The organism is Rhodococcus opacus (genome assembly GCF_012396235.1).
GTDB classification, from domain to species: Bacteria; Actinomycetota; Actinomycetes; order Mycobacteriales; family Mycobacteriaceae; genus Rhodococcus_F; species Rhodococcus_F opacus.
This window is the reverse complement of sequence record NZ_JAAXPA010000014.1, coordinates 1-25,476: the sequence shown is the minus strand read 5'-3', so window position 1 is coordinate 25,476 and position 25,476 is coordinate 1. Positions and strand designations below refer to the sequence as shown.

Annotated in this window: 22 protein-coding genes and 1 pseudogene; 16 read left to right on the top strand and 7 right to left on the bottom strand. The window is 68.6% G+C overall.

The window, feature by feature from the left end; translation table 11 throughout:
* From HGB39_RS19545 to HGB39_RS19525, 5 genes are read left to right on the top strand one after another with little or no spacing between them, the layout of a single operon-like run.
* Entirely contained in the window at positions 1-1,221 is a 1,221-nt protein-coding gene (locus tag HGB39_RS19545; RefSeq protein ID WP_005566003.1) for a cysteine desulfurase family protein, read from the top strand.
* Positions 1,221-2,315 carry a tRNA 2-thiouridine(34) synthase MnmA gene (mnmA, locus tag HGB39_RS19540; protein ID WP_007296841.1) on the top strand — a complete coding sequence of 365 codons (1,095 nt, stop codon included), beginning with the start codon at positions 1,221-1,223 and terminating at the stop codon, positions 2,313-2,315. The genes HGB39_RS19545 and mnmA overlap by 1 nt, the downstream gene beginning before the upstream one ends.
* Entirely contained in the window at positions 2,312-3,334 is a 1,023-nt protein-coding gene (locus HGB39_RS19535; RefSeq protein ID WP_005259522.1) for a methionine synthase, read from the top strand. The genes mnmA and HGB39_RS19535 overlap by 4 nt, the downstream gene beginning before the upstream one ends.
* Before the next feature lie 41 nt (positions 3,335-3,375).
* The gene (ligA, locus tag HGB39_RS19530; protein ID WP_005259520.1) at positions 3,376-5,466 is read left to right on the top strand and encodes an NAD-dependent DNA ligase LigA; all 2,091 of its coding nucleotides are present in this window, start codon (positions 3,376-3,378) and stop codon (positions 5,464-5,466) included.
* Between the two features lie 57 nt (positions 5,467-5,523).
* Positions 5,524-6,012, top strand: coding sequence for a GNAT family N-acetyltransferase (locus tag HGB39_RS19525; protein WP_005259518.1), 489 nt, complete (start codon positions 5,524-5,526; stop codon positions 6,010-6,012).
* Positions 6,013-6,049: 37 nt separating this feature from the next.
* Here HGB39_RS19525 and HGB39_RS19520 read toward each other — a convergent pair whose 3' ends face one another.
* Positions 6,050-6,700 (bottom strand): ACT domain-containing protein, encoded by a 651-nt coding sequence (locus HGB39_RS19520; RefSeq protein WP_025432327.1) that lies wholly within the window; start codon positions 6,698-6,700, stop codon positions 6,050-6,052.
* A gap of 204 nt (positions 6,701-6,904) precedes the next feature.
* Here HGB39_RS19520 and HGB39_RS19515 point away from each other — a divergent pair, with 204 nt between their 5' ends.
* The 3 genes from HGB39_RS19515 to gatA are packed head-to-tail and all read left to right on the top strand — an operon-like array spanning position 6,905 to position 9,300.
* Positions 6,905-7,462 (top strand): antibiotic biosynthesis monooxygenase, encoded by a 558-nt coding sequence (locus HGB39_RS19515; protein WP_005566383.1) that lies wholly within the window; start codon positions 6,905-6,907, stop codon positions 7,460-7,462.
* Between the two features lie 60 nt (positions 7,463-7,522).
* The gene (gatC, locus tag HGB39_RS19510; RefSeq protein ID WP_005259514.1) at positions 7,523-7,822 is read left to right on the top strand and encodes an Asp-tRNA(Asn)/Glu-tRNA(Gln) amidotransferase subunit GatC; all 300 of its coding nucleotides are present in this window, start codon (positions 7,523-7,525) and stop codon (positions 7,820-7,822) included.
* Positions 7,819-9,300 carry an Asp-tRNA(Asn)/Glu-tRNA(Gln) amidotransferase subunit GatA gene (gene gatA / locus HGB39_RS19505; RefSeq protein WP_005566382.1) on the top strand — a complete coding sequence of 494 codons (1,482 nt, stop codon included), beginning with the start codon at positions 7,819-7,821 and terminating at the stop codon, positions 9,298-9,300. The genes gatC and gatA overlap by 4 nt, the downstream gene beginning before the upstream one ends.
* Here the strand turns inward: gatA and HGB39_RS19500 are convergent.
* Both HGB39_RS19500 and HGB39_RS19495 read right to left on the bottom strand, forming a co-directional pair.
* Positions 9,297-10,748 (bottom strand): alpha/beta-hydrolase family protein, encoded by a 1,452-nt coding sequence (locus HGB39_RS19500; RefSeq protein WP_005566381.1) that lies wholly within the window; start codon positions 10,746-10,748, stop codon positions 9,297-9,299. The two genes, gatA and HGB39_RS19500, sit on opposite strands and share 4 nt — an antisense overlap.
* Positions 10,745-11,386 (bottom strand): hypothetical protein, encoded by a 642-nt coding sequence (locus HGB39_RS19495; protein ID WP_052023975.1) that lies wholly within the window; start codon positions 11,384-11,386, stop codon positions 10,745-10,747. The genes HGB39_RS19500 and HGB39_RS19495 overlap by 4 nt, the downstream gene beginning before the upstream one ends.
* Positions 11,387-11,525: 139 nt before the next feature.
* On the opposite strand from HGB39_RS19495, the gene HGB39_RS19490 reads away from it, so the two are divergent.
* From HGB39_RS19490 to gatB, 4 genes are all read left to right on the top strand, one after another.
* On the top strand, positions 11,526-12,722 hold the full coding sequence (locus tag HGB39_RS19490) for a sensor histidine kinase (protein WP_007296848.1): 1,197 nt from the start codon (positions 11,526-11,528) through the stop codon (positions 12,720-12,722).
* Between the two features lie 9 nt (positions 12,723-12,731).
* Positions 12,732-13,394 (top strand): response regulator, encoded by a 663-nt coding sequence (locus HGB39_RS19485; protein ID WP_005240363.1) that lies wholly within the window; start codon positions 12,732-12,734, stop codon positions 13,392-13,394.
* 96 nt (positions 13,395-13,490) lie between these two features.
* Complete coding sequence (locus tag HGB39_RS19480) at positions 13,491-14,522, top strand: ATP-dependent 6-phosphofructokinase (protein WP_005240365.1); 1,032 nt, start codon at positions 13,491-13,493, stop codon at positions 14,520-14,522.
* A gap of 42 nt (positions 14,523-14,564) precedes the next feature.
* On the top strand, positions 14,565-16,076 hold the full coding sequence (gene gatB / locus HGB39_RS19475; RefSeq protein ID WP_005566378.1) for an Asp-tRNA(Asn)/Glu-tRNA(Gln) amidotransferase subunit GatB: 1,512 nt from the start codon (positions 14,565-14,567) through the stop codon (positions 16,074-16,076).
* A 76-nt stretch (positions 16,077-16,152) separates the two neighbouring features.
* Here gatB and HGB39_RS19470 read toward each other — a convergent pair whose 3' ends face one another.
* Positions 16,153-17,301 carry a PQQ-dependent sugar dehydrogenase gene (locus tag HGB39_RS19470; protein WP_005259500.1) on the bottom strand — a complete coding sequence of 383 codons (1,149 nt, stop codon included), beginning with the start codon at positions 17,299-17,301 and terminating at the stop codon, positions 16,153-16,155.
* Positions 17,302-17,399: 98 nt separating this feature from the next.
* Between HGB39_RS19470 and HGB39_RS19465 the strand changes: the two genes are divergently transcribed.
* Complete coding sequence (locus HGB39_RS19465; protein ID WP_005259499.1) at positions 17,400-18,269, top strand: DoxX family protein; 870 nt, start codon at positions 17,400-17,402, stop codon at positions 18,267-18,269.
* A 70-nt stretch (positions 18,270-18,339) separates the two neighbouring features.
* On the opposite strand, the gene HGB39_RS19460 is transcribed toward HGB39_RS19465, so the two are convergent.
* The 3 genes from HGB39_RS19460 to HGB39_RS19450 all read right to left on the bottom strand — a co-directional run bounded on the left by HGB39_RS19460 (position 18,340) and on the right by HGB39_RS19450 (position 22,595).
* Entirely contained in the window at positions 18,340-19,875 is a 1,536-nt protein-coding gene (locus HGB39_RS19460; protein WP_005259496.1) for an amino acid permease, read from the bottom strand.
* Positions 19,876-20,200: 325 nt separating this feature from the next.
* On the bottom strand, positions 20,201-22,045 hold the full coding sequence (ilvD, locus tag HGB39_RS19455; RefSeq protein ID WP_005259494.1) for a dihydroxy-acid dehydratase: 1,845 nt from the start codon (positions 22,043-22,045) through the stop codon (positions 20,201-20,203).
* Positions 22,046-22,097: 52 nt separating this feature from the next.
* Entirely contained in the window at positions 22,098-22,595 is a 498-nt protein-coding gene (locus HGB39_RS19450; RefSeq protein WP_005566372.1) for a PH domain-containing protein, read from the bottom strand.
* 267 nt (positions 22,596-22,862) lie between these two features.
* Between HGB39_RS19450 and HGB39_RS19445 the strand changes: the two genes are divergently transcribed.
* The 3 genes and pseudogenes from HGB39_RS19445 to HGB39_RS19435 all read left to right on the top strand — a co-directional run.
* A complete protein-coding gene (locus HGB39_RS19445) occupies positions 22,863-24,806 on the top strand; it encodes an acetolactate synthase large subunit (protein ID WP_007296851.1) in 1,944 nt (647 codons plus the stop codon).
* Positions 24,803-25,306: an acetolactate synthase small subunit gene (gene ilvN, locus HGB39_RS19440; RefSeq protein WP_005240383.1), complete on the top strand. Its 504-nt coding sequence runs from the start codon at positions 24,803-24,805 to the stop codon at positions 25,304-25,306. The genes HGB39_RS19445 and ilvN overlap by 4 nt, the downstream gene beginning before the upstream one ends.
* 37 nt (positions 25,307-25,343) lie before the next feature.
* Positions 25,344-25,476 (top strand): annotated as a pseudogene (locus tag HGB39_RS19435) (ketol-acid reductoisomerase); the annotation flags it as partial.

Here is a 25,476-nt window from a genome sequence, read left to right as displayed (position 1 = left end):
ATGACCTCTGCCCGCAGTGCCGATCACCCCGTCTACCTGGACCACGCAGCCACCACTCCCATGGTGCCCGCTGCCGTCCGGGCGATGACCGACATCTTCACGACCGTGGGCAATGCGTCCTCGCTGCACGGTTCCGGACGCGCCGCCCGCCGTCGCATCGAGGAGGCCCGCGAGTCCATCGCCGCCGACCTCGGTGCCAGGCCGTCCGAGGTCATCTTCACCTCCGGCGGCACCGAGAGCGACAATCTCGCGGTCAAGGGCATCTTCTGGGCCCGGCGGGACGCCGACCCCGACCGGGTGCGGATTCTCGCCAGTTCCGTGGAGCACCATGCGGTTCTCGACGCGGTGGAGTGGCTCGAGAAGCACGAGGGTGCCCAGGTCACGTGGCTGCCCGTCGACGAACTGGGCCGGGTGTCCCCGCAGGCGCTGCGCGACGAACTCGCCGTCAACGCGGACGAGACGGCCCTGGTCACGATCATGTGGGCCAACAACGAGGTCGGCACGATCATGCCGATCACCGAACTCGCCGCCGTGGCGGCCGAGTTCGGTGTGCCGATGCACAGCGACGCCGTCCAGGCCGTCACGCACATCCCCGTGGACTTCGCTGCGAGCGGGCTGTCCGCGCTGAGCATCGCCGCGCACAAGGTCGGCGGACCGCAGGGCGTCGGTGCGCTGCTGCTGGGACGGCAGGTGCCGTGTGTGCCGCTGCTGCACGGCGGGGGACACGAGCGCGACCTGCGTTCGGGTACCCCGGACACGGCGGGCGTCGTCGGTATGGCGGCGGCGCTGCGCGACACGACCGCCGACCTCGACTCCCGCGCGACGGAACTGACCGTCCTGCGCGACCGCTTGATCGAGCGTGTCGGCGAGACCGTTCCCGATGCCGTGCTGAACGGGCCGGTGGGCAGCGCGCGGCTGCCGGGCAACGCCCACTTCACGTTCCCCGGCTGCGAGGGCGATTCGCTGCTGATGTTGCTCGACGCCGCCGGGATCGAGTGTTCGACCGGGTCGGCGTGTACCGCCGGAGTTGCTCGTCCGAGCCACGTCCTGACCGCGATGGGCGTGGATTCCGCGACCGCGCGGGGATCGTTGCGTTTCTCGTTCGGGCACACGTCGACGGTCGCGGACGTGGATGCAGTCATCGCGGCACTGCCGCAAGTTGTGGAGCGGGCCCGCGCCGCCGGGCTCGCCGGTGTCGGAGCGCGTGGAGGGGATCGTTGATGCGAGTACTGGCGGCCATGAGTGGCGGTGTGGATTCCGCGGTGGCGGCGGCACGGGCGGTCGCTGCCGGGCACGACGTGGTGGGCGTGCATCTCGCGCTGTCCGCCGAGCCGGGCACGCTGCGGACCGGATCCCGGGGGTGCTGCTCCAAGGAGGACGCCGGTGATGCCCGGCGTGCCGCGGACGTGCTCGGAATCCCGTTCTACGTCTGGGATTTCGCCGACCGCTTCAAGGAAGACGTGATCGACGACTTCGTGGCGTCGTACGCCGCGGGGGAGACCCCCAACCCGTGCCTGCGGTGCAACGAGAAGATCAAGTTCGCGGCGCTCGCGGACCGTGCGATCGCCCTAGGGTTCGACGCGGTGGCCACCGGCCACTACGCGCAACTCGAGAACGGCGTGCTGCGCCGCGCCGTCGACGCGGACAAGGATCAGTCGTACGTGCTCGGTGTGCTCACCGCCGAGCAGTTGTCGCGGGCGATGTTCCCGGTGGGGGACACCCCGAAGGGCCAGATCCGGGAGGAGGCCGCCGAACGCGGCCTCGCCGTGGCGAACAAGCCCGACAGCCACGACATCTGCTTCATCCCGTCCGGCGACACCCGCGCATTCCTCGGTGCCCGCATCGGTGTTCGCCCGGGCAGTGTGGTCGACGCCGATTCGGGTGAGGTGCTCGCGGAACACGAAGGCGTGCACGGTTTCACGATCGGCCAGCGGAAGGGCCTCGGCGTCCAGGGTCCCGCAGCCGACGGGCAACCGCGGTACGTGACGTCCATCGAACCCGACACCGGCACCGTCCGCGTCGGTTCCGCACGCGACCTCGAGGTGCACGCGATCACGGCGGACCGCGCCGTGTGGACGTCCGGGAGCACGCCGACCGGGCCCCTCGAATGCACCGTCCAGGTCCGGGCCCACGGCGGACTCGCCGACGCCGTCGCCGAAGCGGTCGACGGCGGCATCGCCATCTCCCTTCGGGAGCCGCTCACCGGCGTCGCGAAGGGGCAGGCCGTCGTGCTGTACCGGACCGACCCGGCAGGCGACATCGTGCTGGGCAGCGGAACCATCTCGGGTACCGACGCGCGTCCGAACACGCAGTGACGCAGGGTATCTCACTGGCCGGAGCCGTCACCGGCGTCGGCTCGTGGCCGGGCACGGATCCGCGTGAAGCCGCCACGATCGTTCTCGGTGAACTCGGCCGGCTCCCGCACCTCGTCGAGTTGCCCGCCCGCGGGCTCGGCGCCGACATGATCGGCCGCGCCAGCGCTCTGCTCGTGGATCTGCAGCTGGACGTGTCCACGACGGCCTACCGCGTGGTGCAGCGTCGCGGCTCGGTCGCCAAGCGGGCGACCGACCTTCTGAACCAGGATCTCGACGCGCTCGAGGAGGCGTGGGAGAGTGCGGGCCTCGTCGGCGCCGACCACGTGGTGAAGGTGCAGTCGGTGGGTCCACTCACGCTGGCGGCCGAGGTGGAACTCGGCACCGGCCGGCGCGTGCTCACCGATCCCGGCGCGGTGCGCGACTTCGCCGAATCGCTGGGCGAGGGGCTCGCGCGGCACGCCGCGGAAGTCACGCGACGTCTCGGCGCGCAGGTGCTGGTCCAATTCGACGAGCCGCGACTGCCCGCCGTGCTTGCGGGCACACTGTCCGGTCGGTCGCGGCTCGAGACCGTGCGGGCGATGCCGGAACCGGAGGCTCTCGCCGTGCTCGAGGCCGCCCTCGCCGGCTGCGGCGCGGTGACCATGGTGCATTGCTGCTCCGCCGACCTGCCCACCGACCTTCTGCGGCGCAGCAGTGCCCGTGCGGTGGGTCTGGACGTGTCTCAGCTGGCGTCCGCGGACCTGGACGGCATCGGCGAGTTGCTCGACGCGGGCAAGGAGCTCGCACTCGGCCTCGTCCCGACCGACGCTCCCGCGGTGCCTGCCACGTGGCGCGACCTGGCCCGACCTGCGGTGACGCTGATCGACCGGCTCGGATTTCCGCGCACGACGCTGCGGACCCAGGTCGCCGTGACTCCCGCCTGCGGACTCGCGGGCGCAAGCGCGTCCTGGAGCCGGGACGCGCTGAAGTTGTGCGCCGAGGTGAGCAGCGCGTTCACCGACGACCCCGAATCGCTCTGAGTCCGGCGTTCGGCGTCGGCCGGACCGGTTAATCTTCGGTAGTGAGTGAATCGACCGAAGCCCCGACACCGGCCCCCGGACACATTCGGGAGCACTGGAACGAGCTGGCCGAGGAAGTGCGGCAGCACCAGTTCCGCTATTACGTCCGCGACGCGCCCATCATCTCCGACGGAGAGTTCGACGTGCTGCTGGGCGAGCTGAACGACCTCGAGAACCAGTACCCCGACCTGCGGACGCCCGATTCGCCGACACAACTCGTCGGCGGCGGTTTCGCCACCGACTTCGCCTCCGCCGATCATCTCGAGCGGATGCTGAGTCTCGACAACGTCTTCGCCACCGACGAACTGCGCACCTGGATCAGCCGGGTGGAGCAGGAGACCGGCCCCGACCTGCACTACCTGTGCGAGGTGAAGATCGACGGAGTCGCGCTGAACCTGGTCTACGAGAACGGCCGGCTCGTCCGGGCCGCCACGCGAGGCGACGGCCGAACCGGTGAAGAAGTCACTCTGAACGCGCGAACCATCGACGACATCCCGGAAAAGCTCACCGGCACAGACGAATACCCGGTCCCCGCGCTCCTCGAGGTGCGCGGCGAGGTGTTCTTCCGGCTCGAGGACTTCGCGGCACTCAACGCGGCGCTCGTCGAGGAAGGCAAGGCGCCGTTCGCGAATCCCCGGAACTCCGCGGCCGGGTCGCTGCGGCAGAAGAATCCGGCCGTCACGGCCCGCAGGCGCCTCGGAATGATCTGCCACGGACTCGGCCGCAGTGAAGGATTCGAGCCGGTCTCCCAGTACGACGCGTACACGGCACTGGCGGCGTGGGGCCTGCCGGTGTCGACTCACACCGCGCGTGTCACGGGCGCGGACGCCGTCGTGGACCGGGTGCAGTACTGGGGCGAGCACCGGCACGACGTGGAGCACGAGATCGACGGTCTGGTGGTCAAGGTCGACGAGACGTCGCTGCAACGCCGGCTCGGGTCCACGTCCCGGGCGCCGCGCTGGGCGATCGCCTACAAGTACCCGCCGGAAGAGGCCACCACCAAGCTCCTCGACATCCGGGTCAACGTCGGTCGCACCGGCCGAGTCACCCCGTTCGCCTACATGGAACCGGTCACGGTCGCCGGCTCCACCGTCTCACTCGCCACCCTGCACAACGGCTCCGAGGTCAAACGCAAGGGCGTGCTCATCGGCGACACGGTCGTGCTGCGCAAGGCCGGTGACGTCATCCCCGAGGTCCTCGGGCCCGTGGTCGACGCCCGGACGGGCGACGAGTACGAGTTCGTGATGCCCACCCACTGCCCGGAGTGCGACACGCCGCTGGCCCCCGCCAAGGAGGGTGACGCGGACATTCGCTGCCCCAACCAGCAGTACTGCCCCGCGCAGCTCCGGGAACGCGTGTTCCACGTCGCGGGCCGCGGCGCGTTCGACATCGAGGTCCTCGGCTACGAGGCCGCCACGAGCCTGCTCGAGGCCAAGGCGATCGGCGACGAGGGAGACCTGTTCTCGCTCACCGAGGACGATCTGCTCAAGACGTCGCTCTTCCGGACCAAGGCCGGCGGGCTGTCGGCCAACGGCCGCCGGCTGCTCGACAATCTCGATTCCGCCAAGGACAAGCCGCTGTGGCGGGTGCTGGTCGCGCTGTCCATCCGTCATGTCGGTCCCACGGCGGCGCGTGCGCTGGCCGGTGAATTCGGGTCGCTCGAGCGGATCCGGCAGAGCTCCGTCGAGGAACTCGCCGCTGTGGACGGGGTCGGCGGCACCATCGCCGCGGCCGTCGCCGAGTGGTTCGGTGTCGACTGGCACCAGCAGATCGTGGAGAAGTGGTCCGCGGCCGGGGTTCGCATGGAAGACGAACGTGACGAATCGATTCCGCGCAATCTCGAGGGACTGTCGATCGTCGTCACGGGTTCGCTCGAGACGTTCTCGCGCGACCAGGCGAAGGAGGCGATCCTCGTCCGAGGCGGTAAGGCCGCGGGTTCGGTGTCGAAGAAGACGGCATACGTGGTGGTCGGCGAATCGCCGGGTTCGAAGCACGACAAGGCCGTCGAACTCGGAGTGCCGGTCCTCGACGAGGACGGGTTCCGTCGACTGCTGGAGGGCGGACCGGACGCGGTCGCGGATTCCGGAGTGTGATCGGAACCTCACGCCCGCATTTTGGGCGGCGTGAGCAGTCCTGTCATAGTTCTGGACATGATCGAGATTCGGAATGCGACGCCGGACGAGTACGAGGCCGTCAGTGACCTCACGGTGATCGCCTACGTGGGCGGCGGATTCGTCGAGGCGCACGATCCGTACACGAACCGGTTGCGCGACACCGCCGAGCGGGCGGAGAAGGCGGATGTCCGGGTTGCCGTGATGGAGGGCCGGATCGTCGGTTCCGTCACGATCGCGGAACCGGCTTCCCCGTACGCCGACGTCGCGCAGCCGGGTGAACTCGAATTCCGGATGCTCGCCGTGTCACCCGACGCCCGCGGTTCCGGGGTCGGGTCGGCGCTCGTGCGGCACGTGCTGGACACGGCATACGACCGCGGGGACCGCGCGGTCGTGATGTCCACCCAGCCGGACATGGAAGATGCCCGCCGAATCTACGACCGCAACGGTTTCGTGCCTGTGCCCGAACGGAACTGGGTGCCCGTGCCGGGCGTCGAGCTCACCGTCCTGGTCCGCGAGCTCGTCTGAGGCGACCACCACCGGACCTCCCGGCCCGGGACGGTGGTCAGCTCAGAACCGTCGCGATGATGCCGGCGAGGTAACCCAGCCGGGCGATCTCGGACGGACGGAACTCCGGGCCGCCGGGGCGGCCGAGCATCAGCACGCGGCCGGTGGTCCCGAGGGGAGCCGCCGCGAGTGTGGTGTTCATGTCACGCCACACCTGCGGCACCCAGTCGCCCTCGCCGTCGAGCGCCGTGGGCTTCTCCAGCGGCATCCACGGGATCTCGGTGGCATGGGTCTCGGGAGCTCCCGAGCTGCCGACCACCCGGTATGCGCCGTGCGGACCGAGGTCGGCGACCACGGACCAGCCGACCCGGAGCACGCGCGGCGCTCCGTCCACGAGGACCTGCAGTCGATCGTCCGCCGCGGTGGCGACCTGGTCGATGAGCTCGAGCTCACGGTGGGTGTCGAGGATTCCGGCGTACGGCCGGATGGAGTCGACGGTGACGCCGGGCAGGTTCTCGGCCGCCGTGATGAGGGTGTCGGGGAGCGATCCCGGCTCGACATCGACCACGAGGTCGTCGATGGCGAATCCGGCACCCCGTTCCACCACGTCGAGCGACAGAATGTCAGCACCCACCGACCCCAGGGCGACGGCGAGAGAGCCGAGGCTACCGGGACGGTCGGGAAGCTGGACGCGAAGCAGATACGACACGTGCGTCCCTTTCACCACGAGATAGACGCGGGAGTACCTGCGACCCCCGTCGCTCACCATCCTTGCACTTTCGTTCCCGAGTATGCGGTCCCCCCTGCGGCTTCGCCGGGGACGGGACGGGGACTCGCAGGTCGCGCTCGATTCGTGACACTGCGGATACGAATTCGCCTCGTCCGCGAAACACGCCAGCCCAAACATGGGTGCATGAACACCACGGAAACGGGAGTGACGACGTCCGTCTCGCGGCGGGTGGCGGCGGGCCGGGAACAGGAATTCCTGCGCTGGACGGACGCCGGGATGGCGATGGCGGGCACGTTCCCGGGGTTCCTCGGCGGGGGCTGGCTGCGCGCGGCGTCCGATCCCGAGCAGTACCACGTGGTGTACCGGTTCGCGGACGAGGACACTCTCGACGCGTGGACGACGTCGCCCGCCAGGAAGGTGTGGGTGGGCCGGGGGACGGGTCTCGCACAGGACACGGTCACGCACCGGCTGACCGGGGTGGAGGGCTGGTTCGAACCGCAGTCGACGCTGACGCACGCCGTGCGGGTCACGCCGCCACCGCCGCGGTGGAAGCAGGCGGTCACCATCTGGCTCGGCTTCTTCCCGATCTCACTCCTCATCGCGTTGTTCGTCACCCCTCGGCTCACGGCCCTGGACGTCGTGACCCGCACCCTGGTGGCGTCGGTGGTCACGACTCCGGTGATGGTCTTCGTGGTTCTGCCGTTCCTGACGGGCAGGTTGCGGCGCTGGCTGCACGGCTGATCGGGCCACGCTCTAGGCTGGGACCTACTTGTGTACGTCCGAACCGAAAGGGGCCCCGCGGTGCCTGCCATCTCCCGTGACGAGGTCGCGCACCTCGCGCGGCTGTCTCGACTCGCCCTGACCGATGCCGAGCTCGACGAGTTCGCCGGTCAGCTGGACTCGATTCTCAGCCACGTGAAGGTGGTCACCGAGGTGCCCGCCGAGGATGTTCCGCCGATGGCGAACCCGAACGCGGTCACCAACGTGACCCGTCCCGACGTGATCGTTCCCGGCCTGACTCCCGAGCAGGCGCTGTCCGGCGCACCCGCTGTCGAGCAGAATCGCTTCGCCGTCCCGCAGATCCTTGGAGAGGGCGAATGAGCGCCGAACTGACCACCCTCGACGCCTCAGATCTCGCGTCGAAGATCCACAGCCGTGAGGTGTCGTCCGTCGAGGTCACCCAGGCGCATCTCGACCGCATCGCCGCAGTCGACGGGGAACTGAACGCCTTCCTGCACGTGGCAGGCGAGCAGGCCCTCGTGTCGGCGAAGGAAGTGGACAGCAGCCTCGCCGCGGGCAATGCGCCCGCCTCCCCGCTCGCGGGAGTTCCGTTGGCGCTCAAGGACATCTTCACCACCACCGACATGCCCACCACGTGCGCGTCGAGGATTCTCGAAGGCTGGATCGCACCGTACGACGCCACGCTCACGAAGAAACTGCGCGACGCCGGCATCCCGATCCTGGGTAAGACCAACCTCGACGAGTTCGCGATGGGGTCGTCCACCGAGAACTCCGCCTACGGCCCCACCCGCAACCCGTGGGACACCACGCGCATCCCGGGCGGCTCGGGCGGCGGCAGTGCCGCGGCCCTCGCGTCCCGGCAGGCCCCGCTCGCGATCGGCACCGACACCGGCGGCTCGATCCGTCAGCCCGCCGCCGTCACGGCGACGGTCGGCACCAAGCCGACGTACGGCACGGTCTCCCGTTTCGGCCTCGTGGCGTGCGCGTCCTCGCTCGACCAGGGTGGTCCCTGCGGTCGCACGGTCCTCGACACGGCTCTGCTGCACGAGGTCATCGCCGGGCACGACCCGCGCGACTCCACGTCGATCGACGCGCCCGTGCGCCCCGTGGTGGCCGCTGCGCGTGAGGGTGCCGGTGGCAACCTGAAGGGCGTGAAAGTGGGTGTGGTCAAGGAACTGCACTCCGACAGCTACCAGCCCGGGGTCATCTCCTCGTTCGACGCCGCCGTCGCGCAACTCACCGAACTCGGTGCCGAGGTCGTCGAGGTGTCGTGTCCCAACTTCGAGTACGCGCTCGCGTCGTACTACTTGATCCTGCCGAGCGAGGTGTCGTCGAACCTCGCGCGCTTCGACGCGATGCGCTACGGACTGCGCATCGACGAGGGCGACATGAGCGCCGACCAGGTGATGGCCGCGACGCGTGCCGCCGGCTTCGGCCCGGAGGTCAAGCGCCGCATCATGATCGGTACCTACGCGCTGTCCTCCGGCTACTACGACGCCTACTACGGTCAGGCGCTCAAGGTGCGGACGCTCATCGCCAGGGACTTCGAGAAGGCCTACGAGAAGGTGGACGTCCTGGTGTCGCCCACCAGCCCGTTCACCCCGTGGAAGCTGGGCGAGAAGGTCGGCGACCCGCTCGCGATGTACCTCTCGGACCTGTGCACGCTGCCGACCAACCTGGCCGGGCACTGCGCGATGTCGGTTCCGTCGGGACTGTCCGCGGACGACGGTCTGCCGGTGGGACTGCAGATCATGGCTCCCGCACTGGCCGACGAGCGGCTGTACCGCGTCGGTGCCGCGTACGAGGCCGCACGCGGTCCGATCGGCTCGCCGAACTAGGAGCAGTCGGGCAGGGCGGTGCCCTGCTCGCTGCCGTAGCGGTGTCCGTGCCCGGGCGCGAAGTTCAGCGCGGACACCAGGTCGACACTCGTCTGCAGGAACGTGATGCCCGGAATCCATTGGGGTACCGGCGCATCGCGTACTGCGAGCGAGAGGTCGGGTCGGCGCACGATCAGGTCGGGGGACCACCACACCACCGGGTCGGACGTGTTCGCCAGCACCGTCGCCCCGTCCGTCAGGACGGAGCCGGCGGGCGGGCCCGCCCACAGTGCGCCGCAGACACGCTCGCGGAGTTGGTCGGCGTCAGTGAAAAGTGCACTGCCGCCGACGGATCCGAGGCTCTGGCCGTAGACGTAGAGAGCCGGACGCAGGAGGTCGGGCAGGTCGGCGATCCGCTCGGCGACGGCATCGAACAACGCGGCCGCCGATTCGTCTGCGGCGGAACGTCCGAACACGAACGTGATCCAGCTCGGCAGGTACGAGTACTGCATGCCGACGATGGCGACGTCGTCGGCGAAGCGTTCCTCGAATCCTTCGGCGGCGTTCTCGTCGATCCACCCCGAGCCGGTGGGCACGGTGACGACGATGGCGGACCGGGTGAATCCGCCTGCCCGCTCGAGCTCCGATACCGCCAGTGCCGCACGCGATTCGACGTCCGGCGCCGAATCCATCCCCACATATGTGCGGATGCCGGCCGACTGCTCGCCCGCCGCCACGAACCGTCGTCCCTGGCGCCCGAGCGACTCCCAGCTGATCGCGGAGTCCGGGCTGCCGGACAGTTCGGCGGACATCGGTCGGTGCAGGGACACGTCGACGAGCGCGTTGGAGTCGCTGTAGGAACGGGACATCATTCCCCACAACGCGGGTCCGGCGACCAGTTGCAACCCGGTCGCGAGAACGACGGCGGTGGTGGCGCTGCCGATCCAGCCGAGATGGCGGGCGACGGTGCCGACGACGTTGCCGATGCCGGCGAACAGCAGCAACGTCAGCGCTGCCCCGATGATCGCCTGCATCCAGTGGTCCGGCCCGAGGCCCGGCATGCCCATGGCGGCACGCAGTGAATCCTGCCAGTGGTCGGCGAGCACGATCGCCCAGGTCACGACGATCATGGCGCCGATCAGGGCCAGCAGACGGACCGAGTCCCGCGGAGGGTGGTAGCTGCGTGAACGCGTGACGAGGTGCCACAGTCGACGGACGAGGACGACGAAACCGAAACCGAATGCGGCGAGGACACCGGTGAACAGAGCCTGCGTCAGCGCACTCCGGGGGAGCAGTGAGGGAGCGAGAGACGCGAGTGTGACGGCGGTGACGACGATCGTGGAGGAGACGCGGGGGAGAGCGGAGACCGGGATCGTCGTGACCAGTGTGCGGCGCAAGGCATTCGGCTTCGTTCGCGAGCGACTGTGCACCGTGCTCCGTCCGGGACCGGACAGAGCGGTGATGGTCATGCGACGGCTCCGACCGGATGCGGGCGGCGGCGGATCGACCAGGCCGCGCCGGCGAGGAGCGCGACACCGACACCGCCGGCCAGTACGTACGGGAGCCCGGATTCGGTGACCGGTGCCGAATAGCTTTGGCGCCAGCTGTTTCCGGTGACGAAGGTAGCCGCGACGTTCGCCATGACGAAGCACTGCGCCCGTGCCTGCTCGTCGGCGCGGGTGTCGCACGCCGCGTGCATGCGCTGATCCAGCTGCGCGTCGAGGCTCTGCCGCGCCCAGGGACCCAGGTCCTCGCCGGACCGGGACGCGTACCGCAGAAGGTCGTAACCGAGGTCGTGGGCCTTGCACGACGTATCGAACTCGAGTGGCAGCGGCACGGGGGACGAGCAGTCTCCGCCGGGATTGGCGAGCATTCCGTTGATCAGCACCGGCGTGTACCCCATCACGGAAGCGAAGTCCGCGGGAACGGAGTCCTCGGTGAGCTCGGCCGGTGCCGTGAGGGTGTGCACCGCGGCGGAGGCGGCGACGTTCTCGTGCCGGGGCGTGCTCGCCGCGCCGGTGCCTGCGAATCCTGTCGTGGTCAGTAGTGCGGTTGCGGCGCACGCCACCGCGGCCCAAGTCGTTCTCCGTGTCCCCGTCTTTCGCATGACGAGAACGTTATGAATTCGTGTTGCGCAGCCACATCACCCCGGAGTCCGGTTCGATCCCTGGTCTCGTGGTGCGAGGGGGCCCCGATCTCATACTCCGGGGCTACGCCGACATGAGCCCGGGGTATGAGGACACTCCGTGACCACGGTTTCTACTGTCGACAGTGTGAAGACGAAGACGCGCATCCGGAGAGCCGCCGAAGGCCAGTGGCTGAACGTGGCAATCGTCGTGGTCACGGCGATTTTGTTCGCCGTGGCGTGGCCGACCCTGCAGCTGACCCACCAGGTCAGTCCCCCCATCCAACCGTTCGTGGCGGCGCTCGCGACGTTCCCGTTCCTGCTCATCCGCTCGAATCCGGCGCTGGCCTGGGCCGTCTCCGCGGTCTCGGCGCTGGTGATTCCGCGTGTCTTCGCACTGCAGGACGGCTACGACTACCCCTGGCAGGTGGTCCACATCCTGGTGATGCTCGCCCTGCTGGCCGCCGTCAGCATGCGGGCCGCGATTCCGGTCGTGGGTGTGGCATGGATCTCCACCGTCCTGCTGTTCCTCGCCGACACCCCGGGCACCAACGGCCGCGGGTGGGCGGTGGGCCTGACCGCGATCGTCGTCTTCGGCCTGCTGATCCGGTGGCTGGTGCTCTCCCGCCGGCAACTCGCGCAGCAGGAGGAGCTGAGTGAGCTCGAGCGCACTCGCCGGACGGTCCTCGAGGAGAAGGCGCGCATCGCCCGGGACCTGCACGACGTCGTCGCGCACCACATGTCGATGGTCGTGGTGCAGGCGCAGAGCGCGCCGTACCGCATCGCCGACATGTCGGACGAGACGCGGGCCGAGTTCGAGTCGATCGGAGCCGCCGGCCGCGCCGCATTGAACGAGGTGCGCGGACTGCTCGGAGTGCTGCGCAGCGACGGCCAGCTGGCCGAGCACGCGCCCCAGCCGGGGGTTCAGCAGATCAGCGAGCTGCTCGAGGGCAGCCGCAGGGCAGGCATTCCCGTCTCCTGGCACGTCGACGGCGACCCGACGCTCGTGTCGGAGTCGGTCGGGCTCGTGATGTACCGCATCCTGCAGGAATCCCTCGCCAACACGGCCCGCCACGCGGCCGGCGCCGCGGTCGAGGTGAAGATCGCGTACGAGTCGCCGATAGCGTCCGTGTCGATCGTCAACGGGCCGCCGAGGCGGAGCCTCGTCTCCGCCCTGACCAGGCACGAGTCGACCGGCGGCAACGGCATCATCGGCATGCGTGAGCGTGCGCAGGCAGTCGGGGGCGTACTCACCACCCACCTGCACGACAACGGCGGATTCGACGTCCACGCCGAGTTCCCGGTCGCCTCCGCCTAGGCTGGCTGGGTGGCCATCACCGTATTCATCGCCGACGACCAGGCTATGGTCCGGCAGGGCTTCGGAGCCCTGCTCGCCTCACAGCCCGACATCAGTGTCATCGGTGACGCTCCGGACGGGGCCGTGGCGGTGAGCGAGGTCCGGCGTCTGCGACCCGACGTGGTCCTGATGGACGTCCGCATGCCGGAGATGAACGGACTCGACGCGGCCCGCGTCATCCTGTCGGCCGGTTTCGATCCGCCGGTGCGCGTGCTCATGCTCACGACGTTCGACGTCGACGACTACGTGTACGAGGCGCTGAGCATCGGGGCCAGCGGCTTCATGCTCAAGGACGCGCCCGCGGAGGAACTCATCCGCGCGGTGCGGGTGGTCGCGGACGGCGAGGCACTTCTCGCGCCGACCGTCACCCGGCGTCTCATCGCCGACGTGACCAGCCGCCGCAGCACGGCGCGCCGCAAACCGGCCGCGCTGTCGGCGCTGACGCCCCGCGAACGCGAGGTACTCGAACTCATCGCCCGCGGCATGTCCAACACCGAGATCGCGGAGCGCCTGTTCGTCGCCGAGCAGACCGTCAAGACGCACGTCGGCAAGGTGCTGTCCAAGCTGGATCTGCGCGACCGCGCACAGGCAGTGGTCCTGGCGTACGAGAGCGGTCTCGTCACGCCGGGCTGAGTGAACCTGCCGGTCCGAGGTGCCCGAACACGGTTCGAGCGGCAAGATGGGTGATGAGAACCACCATCACCACACGAGACGACGAGGGGTGCTTGGATGCGGATCGGAATGCTCACCGGAGGCGGAGACTGCCCCGGACTGAATGCGGTGATCAGGGCGGTGGTTCGCACCGCCGCCGGCCGATACGGCAGCTCGGTGGTGGGATTCCGTGACGGCTGGCGCGGCCTGCTCGAGGATCGCAAGGTGGTGCTGTCCAATGACGACCGGATCGATCGAATCCTCACCCGGGGCGGCACCATCCTCGGTACCGCGCGGGTCAACCCCGACAAGTTGAAGGCCGGCCTCGACCAGATCCGGCAGACTCTCGACGACAACGGGATCGACGCGCTCATCCCGATCGGCGGGGAGGGCACGCTCACCGCAGCGAGCTGGCTCGCCGAGAGTGGGGTGCCCGTGATCGGGGTTCCGAAGACGATCGACAACGACATCGACTGCACCGACGTGACGTTCGGTTTCGACACCGCTCTGTCCATCGCGACCGATGCGATCGACCGCCTGCACACCACCGCCGAATCCCACCAGCGGGTGATGCTCGTCGAGGTGATGGGCCGGCATGCGGGCTGGATCGCGTTGCACTCCGGGCTCGCGACCGGTGCGCATCTCACTCTCGTTCCCGAGGTCCCGTTCGACGTCGGCGAAGTCTGCTCCCTCGTGAAGAAGCGATTCCAGCGCGGCGATTCGCATTTCATCTGCGTCGTCGCCGAGGGCGCCACTCCGACCCCGGAGTCGATGAGTCTGCGTGAGGGCGGTATCGACGAGTTCGGTCACAAACGATTCACCGGCGTCGCACAGCAGCTCGGCGACGAGATCGTCCGCCGTATCGGCAAGGAGGTGCGGACGACGGTGCTCGGGCACGTGCAGCGGGGCGGCACCCCGACGCCGTACGACCGGGTGCTCGCCACCCGCTTCGGGGTGCACGCCACCGACGCCGTCCACCGCGGTGACTTCGGAAACATGGTGGCCCTGCACGGCACGTCGATCGACCTCGTGCCCCTCCAGGAGGCGACCCGGCGCCTCAAGACGGTGCCGCGGGAGCGGTACGAGGAGGCGGCCGCATTTTTCGGCTGACCGCGTTTTTCGGCGAACCGCCGGACGCATAAACTCTGTGGCATGACTGCTGTCGACGCTCCGGACCTCCTCGACTACGACGAAGTGCTCGCCAAGTACGAGCCTGTTCTCGGCATGGAGGTGCACGTCGAGCTCGGCACCGAAACGAAGATGTTCTGCCCGTGCCCCACCGAGTTCGGCGCCGAGCCGAACACGCAGGTGTGCCCGGTGTGCCTCGGTCTGCCCGGGTCGCTGCCCGTCGTGAACGAGGCGGCGGTCGAGTCCGCGATCCGGATCGGACTGGCACTGAACTGTTCGATCACACCGTGGGGCCGCTTCGCGCGGAAGAACTACTTCTACCCGGATCAGCCGAAGAACTACCAGATCTCCCAGTACGACGAGCCGATCGCCACCGACGGCTACCTCGACGTCGTCCTCGACGACGGCACCACGTGGCGCGTGGAGATCGAGCGTGCGCACATGGAAGAGGACACCGGAAAGTCGCTGCACGTCGGCGGCGCGACCGGGCGCATCCACGGCGCCAGCCACTCGCTGCTCGACTACAACCGCGCCGGGGTCCCGCTCGTCGAGATCGTCACCAAGACCATCAGTGGCGCCGGTGCCCGCGCCCCCGAGGTGGCCCGCGCGTACGTCACCGCGCTCCGCGACCTGCTGAAGTCGCTGAACGTCTCCGACGTCCGCATGGACCAGGGTTCGATGCGCTGCGACGCCAACGTGTCGCTGATGCCGATCGGGGCGACCGAACTCGGCACCCGTACCGAGACGAAGAACGTCAACTCCCTCAAGAGCGTCGAGGTGGCGGTCCGGTACGAGATGCGCCGGCAGGCCGCGGTGCTGGAGGCCGGTGGTGAGGTGATCCAGGAGACCCGGCACTTCCAGGAGGCCGACGGGACCACGTCACCGGGCCGCCGCAAGGAAACCGCCGAGGACTACCGCTACTTCCCGGAGCCCGATCTCGAGCCGGTCGCGCCCAGCGCGGAATGGATCGAGGAGCTGCGTGGCACCCTGCCCGAGCTGCCGTGGGTCCGCCGCGCCCGGATCCAGGCCGACTGGGGTGTCTCCGACGAGGTCATGCGCGACCTCGTCAACGCGGGGGCCCTCGACCTTGTCATCGCCACCGTCGAGGCCGGCGCCTCCCCGGAGGCCGCACGGTCCTGGTGGGTGTCATACCTGGCGCAGCAGGCGAACACCCGCGGCGTGGAACTCGCCGAGCTGCCGATCACGCCGGCTCAGGTCGCGCAGGTGGTCGCGCTGATCGACAGCGGGAAGCTCAACAACAAGGTGGCCCGCCAGGTGGTCGACCACGTCCTCGAGGGTGAGGGCGACCCCGAGCAGGTCGTCGCGAACCATCCCGAGCTGGTCGTCGAACGCGACGACACGAAGCTGAAGGCGGCCGTCGACGAGGCTCTGGCCGCGAACCCCGACATCGCCGAGAAGATTCGCGGCGGCAAGGTCGCGGCCGCGGGCAAGATCGTCGGCGACGTGATGAAGGCCACGCGTGGTCAGGCCGACCCGGCCCGCGTCAAGGAACTGGTCATCGAAGCCTGCGGCTGAACTCCTTCGGCACCAACGGGACGTTCGTTCGGATCAACCGAACGAGCGTCCCGTTCGTTTCGACGGGGGTGGGCCGTCAGTCGAATCCGCCGCCACCGGACGGCAGGGGCATCTTGATCACGCGGTCGTCGTTGGGTCCGGGCTGACCGCCGGTCTTGTTGACCGTGCTCACCCAGATGAGACCGTCGGGTCCGAGTGCGGCGCCGCCGAGTTGGCCGTACCGGTCCTGGACGATGACACCGGGGGCGGTGGTGACGGCTCCCGTGCCGGGGTCGGCAGCGAGTGCGGACATCGCCTTCGCGGTGCTCAGTGACACCGCTACGACGTCACCGGCGGCGACGCAGCCGCCGACGCCGGGCCGCTCCGGCCACGTCCACACCGGAGACGACACCGCTCCGTCGGCGCTGACCCGCAGCAGCCGATCCTCCAGCGGGGTGCGGTCGGTGACCCACACGGCGACACCCGGGTCGACGCACACCCCTCCGGCGGTCCCGATGCCCGACAGCACCACCTGAGGGCGGGGCTGCGCCGGAGTCGGTGCGGGCGACAGGGCGGTGACCTTCAGCAGTTTCCCGGCGAGGGACGCCGGATCGGCGGCCGCGGCGGCGTTGCCCGCGTTGCCGGTCAGGACCATCAGTTCGTCGCCCGAGAATTCGAGCGAACCCGCATTGCCCGCGTCGCCGCGCGGAATCCCGCCGAGAACCTCCTTGGCGGAGTCTCCCGGTGCGATCCGCACCACCCGGTTGTCGGTCGGGGTCGTGACGTATGCGTAGATGAGGTTGTCCTCGACGAAACTCGGCGACAGCGCGATGTCGAGGAGTCCACCGTCGGTGGTGCCGTCGACGTCGACGTGCGCGATCTCCTTGGGGGTCTGCCCCTGAGCGACCTGCAGGATGCGTCCGGTCCGCCGCTCCGCGACCAGGGCGGTGGCCCCGTCGGGGAGGACGACGAGTCCGCCGGTGGTGTCGAGACAGGTGGCGATCACGCTGGGGTCCGGATCCTGGCACGGTCCGAGCGGCCCGCTCGGCGGTGGGGTGGTGGTCGTGGACGGCGGCGGATTCTCCGGCTCCACCTCGGCGCCCGACGCACCCGTCGGCTCGGGTGTGAAGGGTGAGGACGCGGAGTCGTCGAATTTCGCGCACCCGGCGGCGAGGACCGCCGTCACGCACAGCGCGGACATCGCCATCTTGCGGGACGCCGTGCGGCGCCGCCCACCCACCATCATGATGGAGACGTTACGGAAGAGTGCGAGGTCGCCGCCACGCCGGTTCCGCCTACGAGCGATGTCCGGCCGATCGACCTAGGCTTGACGGTGTGACTGACATGCGGAAAGACCCCAGCGAGTCGTCGGACCAGGGTGCTGCGGACCAGAGCGCCTCACCCGGCTACGGCAAGGTCTCGAGCCCTTACGACCTTCCCACCGAGCGCTTTCCGTCGGCCACGCCGACGTCCGGATCCAGGGGGCAGGGCCTGCCGCACACCGACGACGAACTCGACTACGGCGACGCGCGCGGCGCGGGCCTCCCCACCGAGCAGATCCCCGCGTACCGGCAGTCGGGGGCGTCCGACATGCCGGACCAGCCGACGCAGGTGATCGGCGCGGGTTCCGGCGCGTCCCTCGGGGCCACGGCGGGCGATCCGTCGACCGACCGGATCGGCGAGGGCGACGTGAAGATCGGCCGCGGCACCCTTGACCTCGGACTGCTGGCCCTGCGACTCGCGGTCGGCGGAACGGCACTCGTGCACGGTCTGCAGAAGCTGACGGGGATGTGGAACGGTCCGGGACTCGACGGGTTCGAAGAGGTGCTCGTGAACTCGGGTTTCCAGCAGGCGAAACTGCTCGCGATCCTGGGTGCCATCGGTGAGGTCGCGGGCGGTGCGCTGCTGATCCTCGGTCTCGTCACCCCGCTGGCCGCCGCCTCGGTGCTGGCCGTGATGATCAATGCGTGGGCGTTCCGGCAGATCGCGGAACCGGGGCTCGAGTACTTCGCACCCGCAGGCACCGAGTACGAGACGCTGCTGGGTGTGTGCGCCGGCGTGATCATTCTCACTGGGCCGGGGCGTATCTCGCTCGACGGCCGTCGCGGCTGGGCGACGCGCCCGTTCATCGGGTCGTTCGCGGCACTGATCCTGGGTATCGGCGCCGGTGTGTGCGTGTGGATTTTCCTGAACGGCGCCAACCCGCTCATCTGATCATTTCGCACGTTCCACGACTGTGCCGCACTCCCCGGATCGGGAGTGCGGCACAGTCGTTTTCGTCAGATCAGCGCTGGACGAGTTCCGGGATGTTCTCCTCCTCGGGCGGACCGGCCTGTGCGGCCAGCTTCTGTCCGAGGACCGACTTGCGCCGGCCGTAGGCGAGGTACACGACGACGCCGAGGGCCATCCACACGAGGAATCGGATCCAGGTCTCGACCGACAGGTTCAGCATCAGCCACCCGCAGGCCAGAACGGCGAGGATGGGAACCAGCGGGACCAGCGGAACGCGGAATCCGCGGGGCAGGTCGGGACGCGTGCGGCGGAGGATGATGACGCCGATGCAGACGAGGACGAACGCGAAGAGGGTGCCGATGTTCACCATCTCCTCGAGCGTGCCCATCGGGAAGAAGGCGGCGAGGAGTGCGACCACGGCGCCGACGAACAGGGTGATGCGGACGGGGCTGCCGTTCTTGCCGGTCTTGGCGAGACCGCGGGGCACGAGTCCGTCGCGGGACATGGCGAACAGGACGCGGGTCTGGCCGAGCATCATCACCATCACGACGGTGGTGAGGCCCGCGAGCCCGCCGAAGTTGATCGCGGTCTGGGCCCAGGTGATGCCGTGTGCCTCGAAGGCGGTCGCGAGGGTGGCGCTGCTGTCGCCGACGAGCGGGCTACCTGTCTTGAGGTCGGTGTACTTCACCATGCCGGTGAGCACGAGGGTGACGGCGACGTAGAGCACGGTGACGATCGCGAGCGAGCCGAGAATGCCGCGGGGGAGCGCCTTCTGCGGGTTCTTGGTCTCTTCGGCGGTGGTGGCGACGACGTCGAATCCGATGAAGGCGAAGAAGACCAGGCTCGCTGCGGCGAGGAGGCCGTACCAGCCGTAGCTGCTGCCGTCGGCTCCGGAGAGGAAGGAGAAGAGGGTCTGGTGCACACCCTGCGCGGCGCTCTCGTTGCTCTCGGCGGGCGGGATGTACGGGGCGTAGTTCTCCTTCTTGATGTAGAACACGCCGACGGCGATGACGAGGAGGACGACGGCGATCTTGATGGCCGTGATGACGGCGGACACGCGTGAGGACACCTTGGTCCCGATGGCGAGCACGATCGTGATGCCGCCGACGATGATCAGCGAGCCCCAGTCGAAGTCGACGGGACCGAGGTGGGCTGTGGTGGATCCGCTGAACCCGAGGACGTTACCCAGATACAGCGACCAGCCCTTGGAGACGACGGCTGCCGCAAGGGCGAATTCGAGGATGAGGTCCCAGCCGATGATCCAGGCGACGAACTCGCCGAAGGTGGCGTAGGAGAACGTGTACGCACTGCCCGCGACGGGGACGGTGGATGCGAACTCGGCGTAGCAGAGGGCGGCCAGGCCGCAGGCGATGGCGGCGAGGACGAAGGCGAGCGAGATGGACGGCCCGGCGACGTTGCCTGCAGTCCGGGCGGTGAGCGTGAAGATGCCGGCGCCGATCACGACGGCGACACCGAAGACGGTGAGGTCCTTCGCGGTGAGTTCCCTCCGCAGCCGGGTGTCGGGTTCGTCGGTGTCCGCTATCGATTGCTCAACGGATTTCGTTCGCCAAATGCCGACTCCTGGCATGTGTCGCTCCTTGGTTGTATTCCCGATGGCCTCGTGGGCCGGAGATGTTCCGGTGGTGCTGCCGATTGTGATGTAGGTCTCAACGGCCAACTGAGGGAACCACTACTGAGCGCCGTGTGCAAGAAGTCCGGGCTCAACTGATCAATTCGATCAGTAGAACGTGTTCTGGGGTGTTGCCGTCTGAGCGAGTTGATCACCCGTGAGCGCGGTCACATCCGAGGCGGAATCCGTCGTCACACCGACGACGGAAGCCGGGTGCCGCGGCAGGAAGCTCCTGCTGCGGCACCCGGCTTCGTGTCTGTTCGGTGCGCCCGGTGCGGGTGTGTCAGGGGACCTGACGGACCGCGCCCTTGTCGGCGGACGTGGCCAGCGCGGCGTACGCCCGCAGGGCCGTGGTGACGGTGCGTTCGCGGTTCACCGGCTGCCACGGACGCTCGGACGACTCCATCTTCGCCCGGCGCTCGGCGAGCACCGCGTCGTCGACGAGGAGCTTCAGCGTGCGGGTCGCGATGTCGATGAGGATCTGGTCGCCGTCCTCCACCAGGCCGATGGCGCCGCCGCTGGCGGCCTCGGGGGAGATGTGGCCGATGGACAGTCCCGAGGAACCGCCGGAGAATCGGCCGTCGGTGATCAGCGCGCACTTCTTTCCGAGGCCGGAGCCCTTGAGGAATGCGGTGGGGTGCAACATCTCCTGCATGCCCGGGCCGCCTGCGGGACCCTCGTAGCGCACGACGAGGACCTCACCGGGCTGGATCTTCTTGCCGAGGATCACCGACACCGCCTCTTCCTGCGACTCCACGACGCGCGCGGGTCCCTGGAAGTGGAACAGGTCTTCGTCGATGCCCGCCGTCTTGATGACCGCGCCGTCGACGGCGATGTTGCCGCGCAGCACGGCCAGGCCGCCCTCGACCGTGTGCTTGTGCTCGAAGTCGCGGATGCAGCCGTTGGCGGCGTCCGTGTCGAGCGACGACCAACGGTTGTTCGTCGAGAACGGCTCGGTGGTGCGGACGCCGCCGGGCGCGGCGTGGAAGAGTTCGACGGCCTCGTCGGATGCCTTGCCGGACCGGATGTCCCACGTGTCGAGCCACTCGTCGAAGCTTTCGGTGTGCACGGTCGAGACGTCGCTCTCGAGCAGTCCGGCCCGGCGGAGTTCGCCGAGGATGGCGGGGATTCCGCCCGCCCGGTGCACGTCCTCCATGTGGTAGTCCGAGTTGGGCGAGACCTTCGACAGGCACGGCACCTTGCGGCTGATCTCGTCGATCTTGTCGAGGTCGAAGTCGTAGACCTCACCCTCCTGCGCGGCCGCGAGGGTGTGCAGCACCGTGTTGGTGGAGCCGCCCATCGCGACATCCAGCGCCATCGCGTTGCGGAACGCGGCAGGCGTCGCGATGTTGCGGGGGAGGACGGAGTCGTCCTCGTCCCGGTAGTACCGCAGCGCGGCTTCGACGACGGTCGTTCCCGCGCGGGTGAACAGCGCGCGACGGGCCTCGTGGGTGGCCAGTGTGGAACCGTTGCCCGGCAACGCCAGACCGAGCGCCTCGGTGAGGCAGTTCATGGAGTTCGCGGTGAACATGCCCGAGCACGACCCGCACGTCGGGCAGGCGCTGCGCTCGACCTCGGACAGTCCTTCCTCGTCGACCTGGTCGTTGGCGCTCGCCGAGATCGCCGTGATGAGGTCGGTCGGTGCCTGGGCGACACCGTTCACCACCACCGCCTTGCCGGCCTCCATCGGTCCGCCGGACACGAACACCGTGGGAACGTTCAAACGCAGTGCGGCATTGAGCATTCCCGGGGTGATCTTGTCGCAGTTGGAGATGCAGACGAGGGCGTCGGCGGTGTGCGCGTTGACCATGTACTCGACGGAGTCGGCGATGATCTCGCGGCTGGGAAGGGAATACAGCATGCCGCCGTGCCCCATCGCGATTCCGTCGTCGACAGCGATCGTGTGGAACTCGCGAGGTACACCACCGGCGGCGCGGACGGCGTCGGCGACGATGTCGCCGACGTTCTTCAGGTGGACGTGCCCGGGAACGAACTGCGTGTACGAGTTCGCGATCGCGACGATCGGCTTCCCGAAGTCGGAGTCGGTCATTCCGGTGGCGCGCCACAGTGCGCGGGCGCCTGCGGCATTTCGTCCTGCGGTGGTGGTTCGGGACCTCAGCGGGGGCATGAGCGTATTCCTTAGTCAGCGTACGGAAGTACTGACAAACGCTACTCGCGCACTATTCGCCGTCTGTGTCCGGCCGGTTCTTCACCGGCTGCTCGCCGTTCGATTCGGTGTCGGCGTGGTGGGCCGCTTCGTCCGCCGCGGCGGCTGCCGCGTAGGGGTCGGTGATGCGGCCGCCGCTCGCCTGGGCGATATCGGGAAGCCGGTCGAATGTGACGACGGGAAGGGTCACCTCGCCCCCGTCCGTCAGCGTGGCCCGGGCCCAGCCGCGCCCCGGGAAGCGGAATCCCGTGATCTCGGACCACGCCAGCGACCGGCCGCCGAACAGCCGGCGCACCTCGAGTCCGTCGGGCGTGACCGTGGTCCGCACCCGCGCGACCCAGGCCACCGCGACGATCGGGGCGATCACGAGCCAGCCGAAGGCGGCCGGCCAGCCGAAGATTGGGAACGACACGGCGAACAGGAGGAAGGCGCATCCCAGATAGGCCAGGGGAGAAATCCGGATGACCTGCTTGGGTGGGTTCGTCGTGTGGGATGATGATTCTGGTGGCACGGGCTGCTGCGGAGTTGACACCTCTACATCTTCGCACCGCAGCCGATGTATCTCATATTCTGGGACGGCCGACTCACCAAGTTGACTGTTCACTATTAGCGCGCCTACCGTCGAGCGCGTGAAACAGAATGAGTTGCTCGTAATCGGCCGGCGCGTCGTCGCCTGAGTCGATTCCTTCAACTCGCCAGATAACGACGCGCCACCCTCGTACAGCATCAGCTGACGGGGGTTTTTTGTTGCCCGGAGCCAGAATCAGAGGATTTCCCAGTGAGCGCACCAACCGCACGGCCTCAACCCACGCCGCGCAAGTCGGGGGCAGCAAGCCCGACGACCGCGGCCGCCGCGACTCAGACCGGTAGCCGCCGCCAACTCGCCCCCGAGCGGGTCAGCGGCGCCCAGTCCGTGGTCCGAGCCCTCGAGGAGCTCGAGGTCGACACGGTATTCGGCATTCCGGGTGGTGCCGTTCTGCCTGTCTACGACCCGCTCTTCGACTCGAAGAAGGTCCGGCACGTGCTCGTCCGTCACGAGCAGGGTGCAGGCCACGCCGCCACCGGGTACGCCCAGGCGACCGGCAAGGTGGGCGTCTGTATGGCGACGTCCGGTCCCGGTGCGACCAACCTCGTGACGCCGCTCGCCGACGCGCAGATGGACTCCGTTCCGGTCGTGGCCATCACCGGACAGGTCGGCCGCGCGCTCATCGGCACGGACGCGTTCCAGGAAGCCGACATCTCCGGCATCACGATGCCGATCACCAAGCACAACTTCCTCATCACCGACGGCGTCGACATTCCCCGGATCATCGCGGAGGCGTTCTACCTCGCCTCCAGCGGTCGTCCCGGCGCGGTGCTCGTCGACATCCCGAAAGACGTTCTCCAGGCGCAGACCACGTTCTCGTGGCCGCCGGAGATGCGGTTGCCCGGCTACCGTCCCGTCACCAAGCCGCACGGCAAGCAGGTTCGCGAGGCGGCCCGCCTGATCGCCGACGCGAAGCACCCGGTGCTGTACGTCGGTGGCGGCGTCATCAAGTCGGAATCGTCTCCGGAACTGCTCGAACTGGCCGAGCTCACCGGCATCCCGGTGGTCACCACGCTGATGGCGCGCGGCGCGTTCCCGGACAGCCACACGCTGAACTGCGGCATGCCCGGCATGCACGGCACCGTCGCGGCGGTGGCGGCACTGCAGCGCAGCGACCTGCTGATCACGCTCGGCGCGCGTTTCGACGACCGGGTCACCGGTCAGCTCGATTCGTTCGCCCCCGACGCCAAGGTCATCCACGCCGACATCGACCCGGCGGAGATCGGCAAGAACCGGTACGCGGACGTCCCGATCGTGGGCGACTGCAAAGAGGTCATCGTCGAACTGATCGAGGCGATCAAGGCTGACCTGGCCACCGGAACCACGCTGGACCTCACCGAGTGGTGGGCGTACCTCGACGGCATCCGTCGCACGTACCCCCTCAGCTACGACCGTCCCTCCGACGGCGCGCTGTCCCCGGAGTACGTGATCCAGTCGGTCGGCAAGCTCGCCGGTCCCGACGCGATCTACTGCGCCGGCGTCGGCCAGCACCAGATGTGGGCCGCGCAGTTCGTCAACTACGAGAAGCCGCGCACCTGGCTGAACTCCGGCGGTCTCGGCACGATGGGTTACGCCGTCCCCGCCGCGATGGGCGCCAAGATGGGCATGCCCGACACCGAGGTGTGGGCCATCGACGGTGACGGCTGCTTCCAGATGACCAATCAGGAACTCGCCACCTGCGCGCTCGAGGGCATCCCGATCAAGGTTGCGCTCATCAACAACGGAAACCTCGGCATGGTGCGCCAGTGGCAGACACTGTTCTACGACGAGCGCTACTCCAACACCAATCTCGGCACGCACGGCGCGATCCGCATCCCCGACTTCGTGAAGTTGGCGGAGGCGTTGGGCTGCCACGGGATTCGCGTCGAGCGCGAAGAGGACGTCGAGGCGGCGATCCGTGAGGCGCAGGCCATCAACGACAAGCCTGTGGTGATCGACTTCATCGTCGGCGCCGACGCTCAGGTGTGGCCGATGGTCGCGGCGGGCACGAGCAACGACGAGATCATGGCGGCGCGGGGCATCCGCCCGCTGTTCGACGACGACGAGGCGGCCGCCGAGCCGGCCGTCATTCACGAGGCCATGGAGCGCGAGCAGCGTTCGGGCATGGCCGCAGCGGCCGGGGAGGAAGATCAGTGAGTACGAGCCACACCCTCAGTGTTCTCGTCGAGGACAAGCCGGGCGTGCTGGCCAGGGTGGCCGCGCTGTTCTCCCGTCGTGGGTTCAACATCGAGTCGCTCGCCGTCGGTGGCACCGAGCTTCCCGAGATCTCCCGCATGACCATCGTCGTGACTGTCGACGAGTTCCCGCTCGAACAGGTGACCAAGCAGCTCAACAAGCTCATCAACGTCATCAAGATCGTCGAGCAGGACGGTGAGGCCTCCGTCGCCCGCGAGCTGGTGCTCATCAAGGTGCGAGCCGACGCCAGCGTGCGCACGCAGGTGATCGAGACGGTGAATCTGTTCCGCGCCAAGGTGATCGACGTCTCCCCGGAGTCGGTCACGATCGAGGCGACTGGAACGCGATCCAAGCTGGATGCGCTGCTGCGGATGCTCGATCCGTACGGTATCCGGGAGATCGTGCAGTCCGGGGTCGTGGCCGTGGGACGGGGGCCGAAGTCCATCACGGCCACTCGCTAGTACTTTAGATACGCAAATCCAAGAAAGAGGTTGAACTGTGGCAGTCGAGATGTTCTACGACGACGATGCCGATCTGTCGATCATCCAGGGCCGCAAGGTCGCTGTGATCGGTTACGGAAGCCAGGGCCACGCGCACTCGCTGAGCCTGCGCGATTCGGGCGTCGATGTGC

Excerpts from the sequence above, each read along its gene's own strand:
- HGB39_RS19545 (WP_005566003.1), top strand. The coding sequence starts at position 1 with ATGACCTCTGCCCGCAGTGCCGATCACCCCGTCTACCTGGACCACGCA.
- mnmA (WP_007296841.1), top strand. The coding sequence starts at position 1,221 with ATGCGAGTACTGGCGGCCATGAGTGGCGGTGTGGATTCCGCGGTGGCG.
- HGB39_RS19525 (WP_005259518.1), top strand. The coding sequence starts at position 5,524 with ATGATCGAGATTCGGAATGCGACGCCGGACGAGTACGAGGCCGTCAGT.
- HGB39_RS19515 (WP_005566383.1), top strand. The coding sequence starts at position 6,905 with ATGAACACCACGGAAACGGGAGTGACGACGTCCGTCTCGCGGCGGGTG.
- gatA (WP_005566382.1), top strand. The coding sequence starts at position 7,819 with ATGAGCGCCGAACTGACCACCCTCGACGCCTCAGATCTCGCGTCGAAG.
- HGB39_RS19500 (WP_005566381.1), bottom strand. The coding sequence starts at position 10,748 with ATGACCATCACCGCTCTGTCCGGTCCCGGACGGAGCACGGTGCACAGT.
- HGB39_RS19495 (WP_052023975.1), bottom strand. The coding sequence starts at position 11,386 with ATGCGAAAGACGGGGACACGGAGAACGACTTGGGCCGCGGTGGCGTGC.
- HGB39_RS19480 (WP_005240365.1), top strand. The coding sequence starts at position 13,491 with ATGCGGATCGGAATGCTCACCGGAGGCGGAGACTGCCCCGGACTGAAT.
- gatB (WP_005566378.1), top strand. The coding sequence starts at position 14,565 with ATGACTGCTGTCGACGCTCCGGACCTCCTCGACTACGACGAAGTGCTC.
- HGB39_RS19470 (WP_005259500.1), bottom strand. The coding sequence starts at position 17,301 with ATGATGGTGGGTGGGCGGCGCCGCACGGCGTCCCGCAAGATGGCGATG.
- HGB39_RS19465 (WP_005259499.1), top strand. The coding sequence starts at position 17,400 with ATGCGGAAAGACCCCAGCGAGTCGTCGGACCAGGGTGCTGCGGACCAG.
- HGB39_RS19460 (WP_005259496.1), bottom strand. The coding sequence starts at position 19,875 with ATGCCAGGAGTCGGCATTTGGCGAACGAAATCCGTTGAGCAATCGATA.
- ilvD (WP_005259494.1), bottom strand. The coding sequence starts at position 22,045 with ATGCCCCCGCTGAGGTCCCGAACCACCACCGCAGGACGAAATGCCGCA.